This is a genomic window from Leucobacter soli, from assembly GCF_042659205.1.
Classification (GTDB): Bacteria; Actinomycetota; Actinomycetes; order Actinomycetales; family Microbacteriaceae; genus Leucobacter; species Leucobacter soli.
Genome location: NZ_JBHSRW010000487.1, coordinates 1 through 584, shown reverse-complemented (window position 1 = coordinate 584; position 584 = coordinate 1). Strand labels below are relative to the sequence as shown.

General features: G+C 74.8%; 1 pseudogene. It reads left to right on the top strand.

Annotated elements, in window-relative coordinates:
* Positions 1–584, top strand: a pseudogene (locus ACFPZL_RS14110) (hypothetical protein); the annotation flags it as partial.

Genomic DNA, 584 nt, shown 5'->3' with positions numbered 1-584 from the left:
TCTCGACACCGTCGCCGCGTTCCACCGGACCGCCCCGCTCAGCCGAGCCGAGGCGGAGGCGCTCTGGCCGCTCGTCGTGCTGCGCGCGGCCCTCCTGGTCGCGAGCGGTTGGCGCCAGCTCGAGATCGACGGGAGCAATGCGTACGCGCGCGAGCGGATCGCGGGGGAGCAGTCGATCTTCGACGCCGCGACGCGCTACCCGCTCCGCGAGATGACGGAGCAGGTCCTGGCGCGACTGGGCCTGATCTCGGGCACGCCGGCGCCGACCGGCTCGGGCGAGGGCGCCCTGAGGTCGGTGCTGCCCGGCCTGCGCGGAGAGGTGGCGATCCTCGATCCGGGTATCGAGTCCGACGCCCTGGACGCGGGGCGCTGGCTCGACCCCGAGGCGGAGAACGGACTGGCGGACGCGGCCTTCGCCGCCGGGGCGCACGCCGCGGTGATGCCGTACGGCGTCTACCGCCTCACCCGCACCCGGGTGGACCGCAGCGACGCCGCAGAGACCTGGCCGACCCGTGCGCTCGGCCGAGGCGAACCCCTCCGGCAGGAACACGCTGCGCATCCCCTGCGCCAACCACTTCAGCGGA